Annotated in this window: 13 protein-coding genes and 1 other RNA gene; 5 read left to right on the forward strand and 9 right to left on the reverse strand. The window is 61.5% G+C overall.

The genetic code is table 11. The features are described 5' to 3' along the window. Positions 1-107: 107 nt before the first annotated feature. The 5 genes from AC22G6_RS17190 to AC22G6_RS17210 all read right to left on the reverse strand — a co-directional run bounded on the left by AC22G6_RS17190 (position 108) and on the right by AC22G6_RS17210 (position 4908). Entirely contained in the window at positions 108-1328 is a 1221-nt protein-coding gene (locus tag AC22G6_RS17190; protein ID WP_487367790.1) for a tyrosine-type recombinase/integrase, read from the reverse strand. 163 nt (positions 1329-1491) lie between these two features. Then, positions 1492-1868: a transfer-messenger RNA gene (gene ssrA / locus AC22G6_RS17195) on the reverse strand. An 87-nt stretch (positions 1869-1955) separates the two neighbouring features. After that, on the reverse strand, positions 1956-2660 hold the full coding sequence (gene ubiG / locus AC22G6_RS17200) for a bifunctional 2-polyprenyl-6-hydroxyphenol methylase/3-demethylubiquinol 3-O-methyltransferase UbiG (protein ID WP_487367791.1): 705 nt from the start codon (positions 2658-2660) through the stop codon (positions 1956-1958). A 117-nt stretch (positions 2661-2777) separates the two neighbouring features. Next, the gene (locus tag AC22G6_RS17205; RefSeq protein ID WP_108951076.1) at positions 2778-3485 is read right to left on the reverse strand and encodes an OmpA family protein; all 708 of its coding nucleotides are present in this window, start codon (positions 3483-3485) and stop codon (positions 2778-2780) included. A gap of 103 nt (positions 3486-3588) precedes the next feature. Continuing rightward, positions 3589-4908: a TRZ/ATZ family hydrolase gene (locus AC22G6_RS17210; RefSeq protein ID WP_487367792.1), complete on the reverse strand. Its 1320-nt coding sequence runs from the start codon at positions 4906-4908 to the stop codon at positions 3589-3591. Positions 4909-5434: 526 nt separating this feature from the next. Here AC22G6_RS17210 and AC22G6_RS17215 point away from each other — a divergent pair. Next, entirely contained in the window at positions 5435-6799 is a 1365-nt protein-coding gene (locus tag AC22G6_RS17215) for a serine/threonine-protein kinase (protein WP_487367793.1), read from the forward strand. A gap of 66 nt (positions 6800-6865) precedes the next feature. Here AC22G6_RS17215 and AC22G6_RS17220 read toward each other — a convergent pair whose 3' ends face one another. The 3 genes from AC22G6_RS17220 to hrcA are packed head-to-tail and all read right to left on the reverse strand — an operon-like array spanning position 6866 to position 9440. Further along, entirely contained in the window at positions 6866-7255 is a 390-nt protein-coding gene (locus AC22G6_RS17220; RefSeq protein WP_108973494.1) for a phage holin family protein, read from the reverse strand. Then, the gene (gene hemH, locus AC22G6_RS17225) at positions 7255-8352 is read right to left on the reverse strand and encodes a ferrochelatase (RefSeq protein WP_487367794.1); all 1098 of its coding nucleotides are present in this window, start codon (positions 8350-8352) and stop codon (positions 7255-7257) included. Before hemH ends, AC22G6_RS17220 begins: the two co-directional genes overlap by 1 nt. Positions 8353-8411: 59 nt before the next feature. Next, entirely contained in the window at positions 8412-9440 is a 1029-nt protein-coding gene (gene hrcA / locus AC22G6_RS17230; protein WP_108951081.1) for a heat-inducible transcriptional repressor HrcA, read from the reverse strand. Between the two features lie 111 nt (positions 9441-9551). Here hrcA and AC22G6_RS17235 point away from each other — a divergent pair, with 111 nt between their 5' ends. Together AC22G6_RS17235 and recN are read left to right on the forward strand one after the other, a co-directional pair. Continuing rightward, positions 9552-10436, forward strand: a complete 885-nt coding sequence (locus AC22G6_RS17235) for an NAD kinase (RefSeq protein ID WP_487367795.1) — start codon at positions 9552-9554, stop codon at positions 10434-10436. 59 nt (positions 10437-10495) lie between these two features. Further along, entirely contained in the window at positions 10496-12151 is a 1656-nt protein-coding gene (recN, locus tag AC22G6_RS17240; protein WP_487367796.1) for a DNA repair protein RecN, read from the forward strand. Positions 12152-12213: 62 nt separating this feature from the next. Here the strand turns inward: recN and fur are convergent, their stop codons facing one another. Then, positions 12214-12645: a ferric iron uptake transcriptional regulator gene (fur, locus tag AC22G6_RS17245; RefSeq protein ID WP_487367797.1), complete on the reverse strand. Its 432-nt coding sequence runs from the start codon at positions 12643-12645 to the stop codon at positions 12214-12216. Between the two features lie 118 nt (positions 12646-12763). Here fur and AC22G6_RS17250 point away from each other — a divergent pair, with 118 nt between their 5' ends. After that, a complete protein-coding gene (locus tag AC22G6_RS17250; RefSeq protein ID WP_487367798.1) occupies positions 12764-13177 on the forward strand; it encodes an outer membrane protein assembly factor BamE in 414 nt (137 codons plus the stop codon). Between the two features lie 48 nt (positions 13178-13225). Continuing rightward, positions 13226-14032 carry a 4-hydroxy-tetrahydrodipicolinate reductase gene (gene dapB / locus AC22G6_RS17255; RefSeq protein WP_487367799.1) on the forward strand — a complete coding sequence of 269 codons (807 nt, stop codon included), beginning with the start codon at positions 13226-13228 and terminating at the stop codon, positions 14030-14032. Position 14033: the final 1 nt, after the last annotated feature.

A 14033-nucleotide genomic window follows, 5' to 3' on the forward strand; every position in this document is an offset into this window, starting at 1 on the left:
ATTCGCTGGATGTTTATCTCGTGCTGTCGTTTGATCAGCATGGGAAAATCTTAGCGATTGAAGATTGGAACGATACCCGCGGCAGCTGTTTTCCAAGGTCGAAGTGCTCAGGCTGCGGCTTCCTGATTGAACGGAATCACCGCGCCGCCAGCTTTCAGCTTGTCGAGATAGTCGCTCCAGCGTTGCATCATGAGTCGTCGCTCGCTGATGAACTTCGTCCGGTTGTATGCTGTGCCTAGTGCGTCGGGTACCTGGTGCGCAAGTTGGTGCTCGATGATCTCAGGCTTTACGCCTAGTTCTTCATGCAGGATTGTTCGTGCCATAGCGCGGAACCCATGGCCCGTAATCTCCGTTTTTGTGTCGTATCCCATGCGACGAAGTGCTGCATTGATCGCTGCTTCGCTCATAGGCTTCTTGTTGTCGCGAATCCCGGGGAATACCCATTCATGACGACCGGAGAGTGGTTGCAGCTCCCGCAGTATCTCGACTGCTTGTGTCGACAAGGGGACGAGATGGTCTGTTCTCGTCTTCGTGACAAGATAGCGCCACTCTCCCGTGTCGAGGTTGATGTCCTCCCATCTTGCTTTACGCAACTCGCCGGGGCGACAGAATAGGAGTGGTGCGAGCTTCAGTGCCGCCTTGACTATAAACGTACCGGAAAAACCCTCTATGGCTCGGAGCAAGGCGCCAACTTCGAGGGGGTCGATAATTGCTGCAAAGTGCGTTTCGCGGACTGGCGGAAGTGCGCCTTTCAGGTCGCCCGATGGGTCTCGACTTGCTCGGCCCGTGGCAATGGCATACCTGAAGATCTGGCCGCAATTCTGCAGTGCTCGGTGAGCTGTTTCGAGTCGCCCCCGGCCCTCGATTTTTCGGATCGTGGCAAGGAGGTCGGGTGGGCTGATATCGGAGGCCGGCTTCCCGCCTATCCATGGGAAGATATCGCGCTCCAGTCGGCGGATGATCTTTTCTCCATGAGCGGGTACCCAAGTTGGTGCCATTCTTGCGTACCACTCTCTGGCTACAACCTCAAAGCTGTTCTGTACCTTCTCGAGACCAGCCGACTTCAGGGCTTTTCGGGTTTCACTTGGATCGACTCCGTCAGCAAGAAGGCGGCGCGCATCGTCTCGGCGGTCCCTTGCCATCCTGAGGGAGACGTCTGGATAGACTCCCATGGATAAAGTCTTCCGCTTTCCGTTGAACCGGAAATCGAAGCGCCACCATTTTGACCCCGTGGGGTTGATCAGCAGATAGAGCCCACCTTCGTCAGTCAGCTTGCGTGCTTTGTCGGCGGGTTTTGCATTACGGATTGCAGTGTCGGTAAGGGGCATGACGGTAACTCGATGCGGTAGATGGGCTGTTACCGCTCAATCTACCGCCACTTACCGTCGGATTGCAATGGTCGCTGCTGGAACTCACCGGACGTAAAAAAGGCCGGAACCCTTTATTTCTTTGGGGTGTCCGGCCTTTCTCGTACTTCTTTGGAACACTTTCTGGTGGAGCCGGGGGGAATCGAACCCCCGTCCGCAAGTCCTCTACAGACAGATCTACATACTTATCCGCCCTATTTGGATTTAACCCCTGACTTAGCCGGTCGGCAGGCCGGTCAGAGGCGAGTTACCTTACCTTTAGCTGTCGAACCAAGTAACCCGGCGCAACTCGCGATTCTCTGTAAATGACACTGCAGCGGCTCGGCTTTCACCTTACCACCCGACCCAGAGACCTGTCGGTGCAGCGCTAACCGGGATTAAGCGGCTAGAGCGAAACGCTCGTCGTTGGCGTTTATAGTTTCCCAGATGGATTTACGAGGTGACTGGTCCTCGGTATGCACTGCGCTGCTTCGCGACCCACGTCGAAGCCAGGTCGGCCCCAATGATCGGTGAAGCAATACCAAGATGGGGCGTCTTGGTGATATTTCAAGTTCTGAGTGTATCACGGGCCTGCTTTGCCCAGCGTGCTCAGGTTTCGCGCCGGGTATGGAGCAGGTAATTGACATCCGTGTCCCGTCCGAGTGAATAGACCTTGGTCAGAGGGTTGTAGTTCATTCCTGTGAGTGTCTGGGGGTTCAGTCCGGCGTTCCGGCTGTAACGGCTTAGCTCAGAAGGTTTGATGAACTTCGCGTACTCGTGCGTGCCACGCGGCAGAAGCTTGAGCAGGTACTCTGCGCCAATGATGGCCAGGGCGTAAGCCTTCAGGTTGCGGTTGAGGGTTGAGAAGAACACATGGCCGCCGGGCTTGACCAGCTTTGCGCAGGCGCCAATCGTGCTTGCCGGATCTGGCACGTGTTCCAGCATTTCCATGCAGGTCACGATGTCGAACCGGGCAGGGCTTTCTTCAGCAAATGCTTCGGCGCTGACCAGTCGGTAATCGACTTTCTGACCGCTCTCGAAAAGGTGGAGGCGCGCAACGCCAAGCGCCTTCTCCGACAGGTCGATGCCGGTTACCGTGGCACCAAGCGATGCCATGCCTTCGGACAGGATGCCGCCACCACAGCCGATGTCGAGGACGTCCTTGCCTGCAAGGCTGGCAATGTCGTCGATCCAGTTCAGTCGAAGCGGATTGATCTCATGCAAGGGTTTGAATTCGGAGGCGGGGTCCCACCAGCGGTGGGCCAGATCGCTGAATTTCTGCAGCTCTGCTGGGTCTGCGTTAAGCGTGGTCATGGTGAGAGCCTTAAACGTGCACGGCAGTAAGGACCGACGTTGCCGAAAAGCGTTCGCTGTGTCCATAAAAAGAAAAAGCCCCGCCGAGGCAGGGCTTTTTGAACGACAGCAGTCGAATTACTTGGAGCCGATCACTTCGACTTCAACGCGACGATCCGGCTGCAGACACTCGATCAGAGCCTTGCGGTTCTTGACGGTGTTGCACTTGTCGCCGGTCACGGGCTGCTTCTCGCCCTTGCCTTCGGTGTAAACACGGTTGGCTTCAACGCCCTTCGAAACCAGGTAGGTCTTGACGGCGGCAGCGCGACGCTCGGACAGCTTCTGGTTGTAGGCGTCGGAACCCAGACGGTCAGTGTGACCGACAGCCAGAATCACTTCAAGCTTGACGGCCTTGGACTTGGAGGCCAGTTCGTCGAGCTTGGCCATGCCGTCGCTCTTCAGGACAGCCTTGTCGAAGTCGAACAGTGCGTCAGCGGACAGCTTGATCTTCTCAGCGGTCGGCTTCGGCATCGGTGCTGCGGGGGTGGGTGCCGGAGCGGCAGCCATCTTCACGCACTTGTCTTTCGGCACGATGTCGCTATCACATGCACAACCGGCGGGGAACTCGCCAGCCATCGCGGTACCTGCCGCGGCCGGGGTCCAGTAGCCGGTGCGCCAGCACAGGTCGTAGCCGCTGCGTGCGACGACGTTGCGACCGTCGATCACATAGGGGGTTTCGCCCTTGCCATCAACAACAACGTCCGCTGCGAAAGCGCTGGTTGCGGACAGGCCGATCGAAGCGATGGCGGCCAGCATGAGCATCTGATTCTTGGTTTGTTTGATCATGGTTTCCTCTTGAGAAGGGCGAGAGACTATTCGAGCCGCTGCAACTGAGCGAAAACGGTCGCTTTGCCGTCTTGCGTTGGATTGAACTGAATCGTTATTTTGTTCAATTAACGAGTTTAGTTTGCCATACCGTTGTGATTTCGAGCAATTCTTTGTCGCTAATTCGCAACAGTGCCGTGCCGTCCTTCACACGCAGCGTTCCATCGACCCATACGTGCGATACCTGATCGCGGCCACAAACATAAACGAGGTGGGAAACGGGGTCAAAGCATGGTTGCATCAATGGGCCTGAGAGCGAGACAGCACAGAGGTCTGCGCGCTTGCCCGGCGTGATCGAGCCGATGTTGTTTTCCAGCCCAAGCGCCTGCGCGCCACCGAGCGTGGCCATGTGCAATGCGCGATGTGCGGGAATGACGCTCGCGTCGCAATTGACCGCCTTGGCGAGGAGGGCCGCATGGCGCATCTCCTGAAAAATGTCGAGGCGGTTGTTGCTGGCTGCGCCGTCGGTGCCGAGACCGACGTTGATGCCGCGTTGTACCAGGCTGGACAGCGGGGCAATGCCGCTGCCGAGTTTCATGTTCGACGTGGGGCAGTGCGCGACGCTGCAGCCGTGATGCGCGAGGCGCGCGAGGTCGGTTTCGTCGAGATGTACGGCATGCACCGCGATCAGGTTGGGGCCCAGCAACCCCAGGCGTTCGAGGCGGGCCAGCGGGCGTACGCCGTGGGCGGCCAGTCCGTCGCTGATCTCGGTCGCCGTTTCGTGAACATGAATGTGGATCGGCAGATCGAGTTCGGCGGCAAGGCTGGCGACGCGCTCGAAGCTTGCGTCGGAGACGGTGTAGGGTGCGTGCGGTGCAACTGAAAAACCGAGCAAGGGCGCATCGCGCCACTGGTCTCTGGTGCGCAGGCCCTTGCGGAGGTAGTCGTCCGCGTCACTCGCATACGGTGTCGGAAAATCCAGCATGATGATACCGACCACCGCGCGCATGCCGGCTTCGTCAAACGCCTGTGCCGCAGCTTCGGGGTAGAAGTACATGTCGTTGCAGGTCGTGATGCCTCCGCGCAGCATCTCTCGTGCAGCCAGCAGCGTGCCATCGCGAACGAAGGCGGGTGAGACATGCTTGCCTTCGGCGGGCCAGATGGTTTCCTGCAGCCAGCGCATCAGGGGCAGGTCATCACCCATCCCCCGCATCAGGTTCATGGCGGCGTGGGCGTGAAGGTTGACCAGGCCGGGAATCAGGGCGTGCTCACCGAGTTCGACGACCTCGGCGGCACGGTAGCGCGAGCGGGCTTCTGATTGCGCAAGTACATCGACGATGGCGCCTTCCCGGATCGCGACGCTGTAATGCTCGAACACGGTATCGGCCGGTGATACCGGGATCACCCAGCGGGCGTGGATGAGTTGGTCGACGGATTCGCTCAAATTGATGCTCCGTTAAAACAGGTCCCGCAAGCGGCGGGGGGCGGGTGTGCTGCGCGGACGGACGGTCCGGCACCGGTTGCAGTGTTGACGGCAATGCGGCGCCGAGGCTCGAACCCTGCGGGCGAATTGATCGGCCTGTGCGTGTCAGCGCAGGGGGTGAGGATGAGCATCTGGTGTGCTGTAACCAATGGTTTCAATTCTGCTGATGCGCTTGCCCGCTCGCTGATCGGTAACGGCGCTGTACCGGGCGAGCCGTCAGCGCGCTCCCGGGCACTGCTGCCTGGGGTGTGCCGGCACGGGCAGGCGTGTCGAACGTGTGCACGATGTGCCCTCCCGCCGGGTTGTGAGCGTCTCAATATTGTCGGTTGATTTAAGCACACACTGCGCGCGGCGAACAATATTGATTCGCGGCAGTGCCACCCGGTCAGGTGCGCGCAATGGTGATTCTCTGCAGCCGGGTATCGTGACACAATCAACATATCGAAACAGACCTGTTGCGGGGCGCCCTGCGCGCCACCCTGATGCCATGGGAACAATGCCCGAAAGAATCGGGAAGTACCGAATCGTTCGCGAGCTGGGTCGCGGTGCGACGGCTGTTGTTTACCTCGCCGAGAATCCGCATTACCCCGAGCAGATCGCGCTCAAGCACGTCAAGTTTGACGACAAGGCGCGAGACGTCGCGAAGTGGAACCGCCGTCTGCTGAAGCTGCTGAAGGCCGAGGGTGCGGTGTCCAAGCGCCTGGACCATCCCAACATCATTCGCATTTTCGAGGCGGTGGTCGAGGCCGACCAGGCCTACGTGGTGATGGAGTACTTCCCCGGCTACACGCTCGAGCGCTACTGCAGTTTCGAAAAGCTGCTCCCCATCCACCGCGTGATCGGCATCATCTTCAAGTGCTGCATGGCGCTCGATCATGCCTATCGGCAGGGAATCGTCCATCGTGACATCAAGCCCGCCAACATCCTGGTCGACGACAACGACAACGTGAAGATCACCGACTTCGGGCTGGCGCTGAACATCAGCAAGAAGATCGAGACTGACTCCACCTTCATCATGGGCGTGGGGTCGCCGGCCTACATGAGTCCGGAGCAGATCAAGAGCTATCCGCTCAACCAGAAGACCGATCTCTATTCGCTCGGCGTGGTGCTGTTCCATCTGCTCACCGGCCGCCTGCCGTTCCGCGCAGCCAACCCGGCGCAGTTGATCTACAAGATCATCAACGCGGACCAGCCCTCGGTTTCTCAGCTCAATCCCGAGATTCCCGAGCAGATGGATGCGGTCATCCGCAAGGCGCTCGAGAAAGACCTCTACTCCCGCTACAAGAACGGTGCCGAGTTTGCGAAGGATCTCGCCGCAGTTCGCTACAAGATCGTTGACGACAAGTGCGTGCCGCCCGATACGAGCCGGTTCACGATGCTGCGCAAGCTGGCCTTCTTCACTGAGTTCGACGATATCGAGTTGTGGGAGGTCTTGCGCATCTGCTCATGGCGCAAGGTCGATGAGCATGTGACCCTGATGCGAGAGGGCGACGCCGATCAGCGTTTCGCCATCGTGCTGTCGGGTCAGGTCGAGGTGTCGATTGACGGGCGCAGGGTGCTGACGCTCGGGCCGGGCGAGGTTTTCGGCGAGCAGGCCTGGCTCGATCATCTCGAGCATCGCCACATGATGACCTCCGTCTCGCTCGAGCCGCTGACTTATCTCGAAATCAATCCCCCCGCGCTGGCGCTGGCGACAGACGAGGTGCAGGAGCTGTTCAGGCGCCAGGTGTCGACCGTTGTGGTCAGGCGCCTCGCGGACATCGCCCGGGTCGCGGCGCAGGACGGCGAGCCCGCGGTCCGTGGTGACTACACCGCCACCGGCGGGCTTGATCTGCAACTGGTCGAGGACTGACCGTTCACCGCGTTGCGTCCGCGCGCACGATCAATCCGTGCGCGCGCTCAGCGCCAGCGCGTGATCTCAGCGCTGGCGATTGATGACGACGCGCACCTTGCGTTCGGGGTCGCCAACCGCAAGATTGACGAGCCAGGTCAGCACGCTGTAGAGCAGCGCGCCCCAGAAGGCGTTTCCAAAGTCGCTCACCTGCAGGCCGCCGACCAGACCCGAGACGCCCCAGAACAGGAGTGCGTTGATCACCAGCGTGAACAGACCCAGCGTGAGCAGGGTGATGGGCAGGGTGATCAGGATCAGAATGGGGCGGATCAGGGCATTGATCAGCCCGAGCAGCAGGGCTGCAGCCAGCGCCGAGACGTAGCTCTCGACCGCGATGCCGGAGACGATCTCGGGGATGATCAGCAGGGCCACGGCGTTCAGGGCCCAGCGCAGCAGCAGGCGCAGACCTGGCGTCATTACTGTTTTGCTCCCAGGTCGAGCGCATGCTGGCGCGCGGCGGCAAGTGACTCCGGCGTGTCCGTGGTGGTGTCGAGCCAGTTGCCAAGATGGCAGCGGGTGAGGTCGGTGAGTGCTGTAATCCAGTCGTGGCGCTCATTGAGGCAGGGGATGTAGTGGAAGGTGCTGCCGCCGTGCGTGAGAAAGGCCTCCTTGCACTCGATGGCGATTTCCTCGAGCGTTTCCAGACAGTCGGAAACGAAGCCGGGGCAGATGACGTCCACCCGCTTGACCCCCTCGCGCGCGAGCTTCTCGAGCGTCGGCTGCGTATAGGGCTTGAGCCACTCGGCCTTGCCGAATCGCGACTGGAAGGTGACCAGAATCCGCTCGGCCGGGAAGTCGAGAGATTCGGCCACAAGGCGAGCGGTCTTGTGGCATTCGCAGTGATACGGGTCGCCGAGATCGAGCGTGCGCCGGGGAACGCCGTGAAAACTCATCAGCAGCCGATCGGGCTCACCGTGCTTGACCCAGTTTTCGCGCACGCTCTGGGCGATGGCGGCGATGTAGCCCGGATCGTCCTGGAAGCTGCGCACATAGCGGATCTCGGGCAGGTTGCGCCAGTGCAGCATGCAGCGGGCGACCTCGTCCATCACACTGGCGGTGGTGCTGGCGGCAAACTGCGGATACAGCGGTACAACGAGAATGCGGGTGCAATTGCGCGCACGCAGATCCTGCAGCGCATCCGGAATTGACGGGGCGCCGTAGCGCATTGCCCACGCCACCTCGACGTCGCCTCCCGTGGCCGCGTTCAGGTAGCCGTCGAGCAGCTTGGCCTGGCGTTCGGTATGGACCTTGAGCGGCGATCCGGCGTCCATCCACACGCTTGCATATTTGGCCGCGGACTTGGCCGGGCGCGTGTTGAGGATGATGCCGTTGAGGATGATCCACCACAGCGCACGCGGGATCTCCACCACGCGGGGGTCGGACAGGAACTGCTTCAGGTAGGGACGCAGGGCTTGCGCGGTCGGCGCTTCGGGCGTGCCGAGATTGACCAGCAGCACGCCTGTGCGTGCGGGGGTGCCGTGTTTGTAGTCGGGCTCGGGCCAGTAGCGGGCCATGTTCTTCCTTCAGTCAGGTGAGGCAGCAGGCTTTCGCTGCAAAAATCCGCAACGAAGAGTCAGGAATTGGACGAGAGCGCGTTCGACAGCAGGCGGGCGGTGATGTCCACGATCGGAATCACCCTGTCGTAGGCCATGCGTGTCGGGCCGATCACGCCGACCGAGCCCACCAGTTGGCCGTCGACTTCGTAGGGGGCCGTGATCACGCTGCAGCCGTCGAGCTGGGCCAGGCCGGATTCGTCTCCGATGAAGATCTGCACGCCCTGCGCGCGATTGGACAGATCCAGCAGTTGCATGAGACCGGTGCGCTGCTCGAAAAGTTTGAACAGTTCGCGCAGACGCGACATGTTGGACGAAAGGTCTTCGACGTCGAGAAGATTGGTTTCGCCTGAGATGACGTAATTGAGCGCGGATTCCTCTGCGGCTTCGGAGCCGGCTTCGACGGTGGCCGTCATCAGCTCGCTCATGTCGCTGCGCAACTGCTGGAGCTCTTCGCGGATGCGCTTGCGAATGTCTTCAAACGCGAGGCCGGCAAAATGCTCGTTCAGGTAGCTCGCCGCAGCGCCGAGCTCTGATGAGTTGTAGCTGCGGCGGGTGATGAGGATGCGGTTCTGCACGTCGCCCGCGGTGGTGACGATGATCAGCAGGATGCGGTTTTCCGACAGTTTGATGAACTCGATCTGACGGATGCGCACCGCATCCTTGCGCGGTGTCACGACGACGCCAGCGAACTGGGTCAGGTTGGACAGCATGTGCGATGCAGAGCTGATCAGGCGCCCGGGCTGATCGGGCTGGAACTGTCCCTTCAGGGCCTGAACCCGATTGCTTTCCATAGGCTGCACCGTGAGCAGCGCGTCAACGAAGAAGCGGTAGCCGAGCGAGGTGGGGACTCTTCCTGCCGAGGTATGCGGGCTGGAGATGAACCCCATTTCCTCGAGGTCGCTCATCACGTTGCGCACCGTCGCGGGTGAGAGTTCAAGTCCGGAATAGCGTGAAAGCGCGCGCGAGCCGACGGGCTGGCCCTCGGCGATGTAGCGTTCGATCAGCGTTTTCAGCAGGATCTGGGAGCGGGTGTCGAGCGGTTTCATGGTTGGCCTGCAATATAGCCCGATTCTATGGAACTGCGTGCCTTGCTGCCAAGCGGCAATCGACCGCAAGGTCGCGCATGACGGAATCCGAATGTGGTTTAATCCGCAGCCATGACTATGCGCTTTACCAATGTTGCCCTGATCGGAAAGTACCAGAGCCCGGATGTGGCGGAGTCGGTGCTGCTGATCGCTCGCTATCTTCGCGAACGGGGTCTTGAAGTGTGGATCGAGCAGGGTACGGCGAGTTCCATCGGTCAGGCGGAAGGTTTTCCGGTCGCGGCCTATGAAGAGATTGCGGCGAAGTGTGATCTTGCCGTGGTCGTTGGCGGCGACGGCACCATGCTCACGACGGCTCGCCGGCTCGCCGAGCGTGCGGTGCCGCTTGTCGGCGTCAACCTCGGGCGGCTGGGCTTTCTGACCGATATCGCGCGCAAGGATGCCTTGCTGAGGCTGGGCGAAATCCTCGATGGCAGCTTCCGCGAGGAATCCCGCTTCATGCTCGATGCCGAGGTGCTGCGCGCGGGTCAGCGTGTGTTTCATACGCTGGCGCTCAACGACGTCGTTGTGAACAAGGGCGACCTCGGGCGCATGATCGAATTCGATCTGTCGATCGACGGCGAGTTTGTCTATACCCAGCGCTCCGACGGCATGATCATATCGACACCCACCGGTTCGACGGCCTATGCGCTGTCGGCCAACGGCCCCATCCTGCATCCGAGCGTGGGCGGCATCGCGCTTGTGCCCCTGTGTCCGCACGCCTTGACCGCGCGTCCGGTGACCCTGCCGGATTCGTGCTGCATTGAAATCGAGTTGCTGCCACCGCATGATGCGCGGGTGCATTTCGATGGCCAGGCGCGCTTCGATGCGCGTGCGGGCGACCGCGTGCGCCTGACCCGATCGCCACTTGCCGTGCGCCTGCTGCATCCGAAGAGCTACAGCTATTTTGCGATGCTGCGAGAGAAGCTGCACTGGAGTGCGGCGCCGCGGCACAACTGACCCGTCCGAATGATGAGCTGTCCTGCGCGGGACAGTTCGACCAACCTGAACGCGAGACCATGCTGCGCCGTCTGACTATTCGTGATTTCGTCATTGTCGATCGTCTCGAACTCGAGTTCGGCGCGGGCTTTGGTGCCCTGACCGGCGAGACCGGTGCCGGCAAATCCATCCTGCTCGATGCGCTCGGGCTTGCGCTCGGCAGTCGCGCCGACAGCGGCGTGGTGCGCGTGGGCCAGGCCAAGGCGGACATCGTCGCCGAGTTTGGCCTGCCGCCGGGAGGGGGGCTTGCGGACTGGCTTGACGAGCAGGAGCTGCCACCGGACGACGACACCGTGATTCTGCGCCGGGTGGTCGACGCGAATGGACGTGGCAAAGCCTGGATCAACGGCGTTCCGGTGACGCTGGCACAGCTGCGGGTCGCCGGGGACTCGCTCGCCGACATTCACGGGCAGCATGCCCATCATGCCCTGTTGCGCGCAGACGCCCAGCGGCAACTGCTGGACACGCATGCCGGTGCCGCGCCACTTGGCGCCGCTGTCGCCACCTGCTGGCGCGAATGGCAGCGCATCAGCGAACTGCGACGCAATGCAGAGCTCGATTCCGCCGCCTCCGCCCGCGAGCGCGAACTTCTCACCTGGCAGCTCAAGGAGCTGAAGGACCTTGCCTTCAACGCCGAAGAATGGGTCGAACTCAACGCCGAACATGGCCGGCTCGCCCACGCGGCAGGGCTGATGGAAGGTGCGGATGAAACCCTTGAAGCGCTGGGCGAGGGCGATTACGCGGTGTCCGTCGTGCTCGGGCGGCTCGATGCCAGGCTCGACGAGATGAGTGCCATCGACGCCTCGCTGAATGAAGTGCGCGACTTGCTCGCCTCTGCTGCGATTCAGGCGGACGAGGCGCTGCATGCGCTGCGCCGATACCGTGACCGGCTCGATCTCGACCCTCAGCGTCTGGGCGAGATCGAACGCAGGATCACCGCGGTGATGGATGTCGCACGCAAGTACCGCGTCGCGCCCGAAGCGCTCCCCGAACTGGAGGCGAACTGGTGTCAGCGCCTCACCGAGCTCGAGGCAAGCGCGGATCCTGCCCGTCTCGAAGCCGCCGAAACGGCGGCGCGTGCTGCCTACGATGAGGCTGCGAGCCGCCTGTCGGCCGCGCGTGCGCCTGCGGCAGTCAAGCTCTCGGCAGAAATCACCGAGGCGATGCAGTCCCTGGCGATGGAAGGAGGGCGGTTTGAAGTGTCGCTGGCGCCATGCGAGCCCACCCTTCACGGCGCCGAGGATGTCGAATTCCTGGTTGCTGCGAATCAGGGACAGAGCCTGCGCGGGCTGGCCAAGGTTGCTTCCGGGGGCGAGCTCTCGCGCATCGGGCTGGCGATTCAGGTCATGACCAGTCGTGACTCGGCGACACCGACCCTGATTTTCGACGAAGTCGATGTCGGGATCGGCGGGCGAGTGGCCGAGATCGTGGGCAAGCTGCTCCATCGTCTCGGACGCGACCGGCAGGTGCTGTGCGTCACGCATCTGCCGCAGGTTGCCGCTTGCGCCGACTGGCAGTGGCAGATCGCCAAGGCAGAGCGGGGCGGTGAGACATTGAGTGCGGTGACGGCGCTCGACGCCGGGCAGCGGGTCGAGGAGATTGCCCGCATGCTTGGCGGCGTGAGCATCACCGATACGACGCGAAGGCATGCAGCCGAGATGCTGGGACAGGTCTGACGGCACGCCCGGCTGCGATTAGAGCAAGACGTGCGGTCGATTCGTGGCAGAGGCTGGGCCGGTCAGTCGTTGCGGTTCGGGCAGTCCTTGCGCAGACAGTCGGCGTAAAGATAGAGCGCATGTTCCTTCACCGCGAAGCCGCGCTCTTCGGCAACGATGTTCTGGCGACGCTCGATTTCCGGGTCGAAGAATTCTTCGACCTTCCCGCACTGCAGGCAGACGAGATGGTCGTGGTGTCCGCCCTTGTTGAGCTCGAAGACGGCTTTGCCGGATTCGAAGTAGTGCCGTTCGAGCAGGCCAGCCTGCTCGAACTGCGTCAGTACGCGATAGACTGTTGCCAGCCCGATATCCATGCCTTCGTTCATCAGCAGTCGATAGACGTCTTCCGCGGTGAGATGACGCTGTTCCGTGGTCTGGAACAGGTCGAGGATCTTGAGGCGCGGGTAGGTGGCCTTGAGACCGATGTTTTTTAGGTTCTGCGAGTTCTCGGACATGGTCGCCTGTCGGTGTGGCTGAGGAGCAAGACAACGTTGTGTTGCGTCGCTATGTTATATTTTTTGACCTTTACTGAGAACCATGCGCAGTTCCGTGCGCGTTAAAGTGACCCTGTCCATGCGTTTATCGCTTATTTCGGCGCTTGCCGCCGCCAGCCTGCTTGCGGGCTGCTCGTTTGATTCCATCACCGACCGCATCACGCCTTATCGCATCGATATCCGCCAGGGCAACTACGTCGACCAGTCAATGGTCGCGCAGCTCAAGCGCGGCATGTCACGCGATCAGGTGCGTTTCGTACTCGGGTCTCCGCTCGTTACCGATGTCTTTCGCACCGACCGCTGGGACTACGTGTATCGCTTCCGTCCGGGCGTGGGCGAGGTCGAGCAGCGGGTGATCTCCGTATTCTTCGTCGATGACCGCCTTGATCACATCGACGGTGATGTGACCGGTGGTGACGCCACGGCAGCGGTGGATTCGCAGCAGGCTACCCGCACCCGGGTCGTCGAAGTGCCTGCGGCACCCAAGGACTGATTTTTTGAGCGCCCGTTGACGGGCCAGATGACTGACAGGATTTTGAAGATGACGCCTATCCGCGTTGCGATTGCCGGCGCGTCCGGCCGCATGGGCCGCATGTTGATCGAGGCTGCCCACAAGGACGAGGACATCGTGCTGGCAGCGGCATTCGATCGCCCCGGCACGCCTTTTATCGGAAGGGACGCAGGGGAGATGCTCGGCATCGTCAGTGGTGTTGCAATCGGTGACGATGCATCGGCTGCCATTGCCGCCGCAGACTGTGTGATTGATTTCACCCGGCCCGAGGGCACGCTCGAGCATCTCGAGATCGCACGCCGGCTCGGCACGGCAATGGTGATCGGCACGACCGGTTTCGATGCTGCCGGCAAGGCTGCAATCGCTGCCGCGGCACAGTCGGTGCCGGTTGTTTTTGCGCCCAACATGGCGGTGGGGGTGAACGCCGTCTTCCGCCTGCTCGAGGTTGCGGCGAAGATCCTCAACGAGGGCTATGACGTCGAGGTCATCGAGGCTCACCACCGCTTCAAGGTCGATGCGCCCTCGGGTACCGCCTTGCGCATGGGCGAGGTCGTGGCGAAAGCGCTTGACCGTGATCTCGAGGACTGCGCCATTTACGGTCGCGAAGGCGTGACCGGTGAGCGCAAGGCCGAAACCATCGGTTTTTCCACGATTCGCGGTGGCGACGTCGTTGGCGACCATACCGTGCTGTTTGCCGGTATCGGAGAGCGTATCGAGATCACGCACAAGTCGGGCAGTCGCATGCCGTATGCGCTCGGCTCGATGCGCGCCGCGCGCTTCCTCGCGGGCCGCAGCAATGGTCTGTTTGACATGCAGGATGTGCTCGGCCTGCGCTGAG

The sequence above is a fragment of the Parazoarcus sp. PS-13 R2A genome (genome assembly GCF_057621855.1).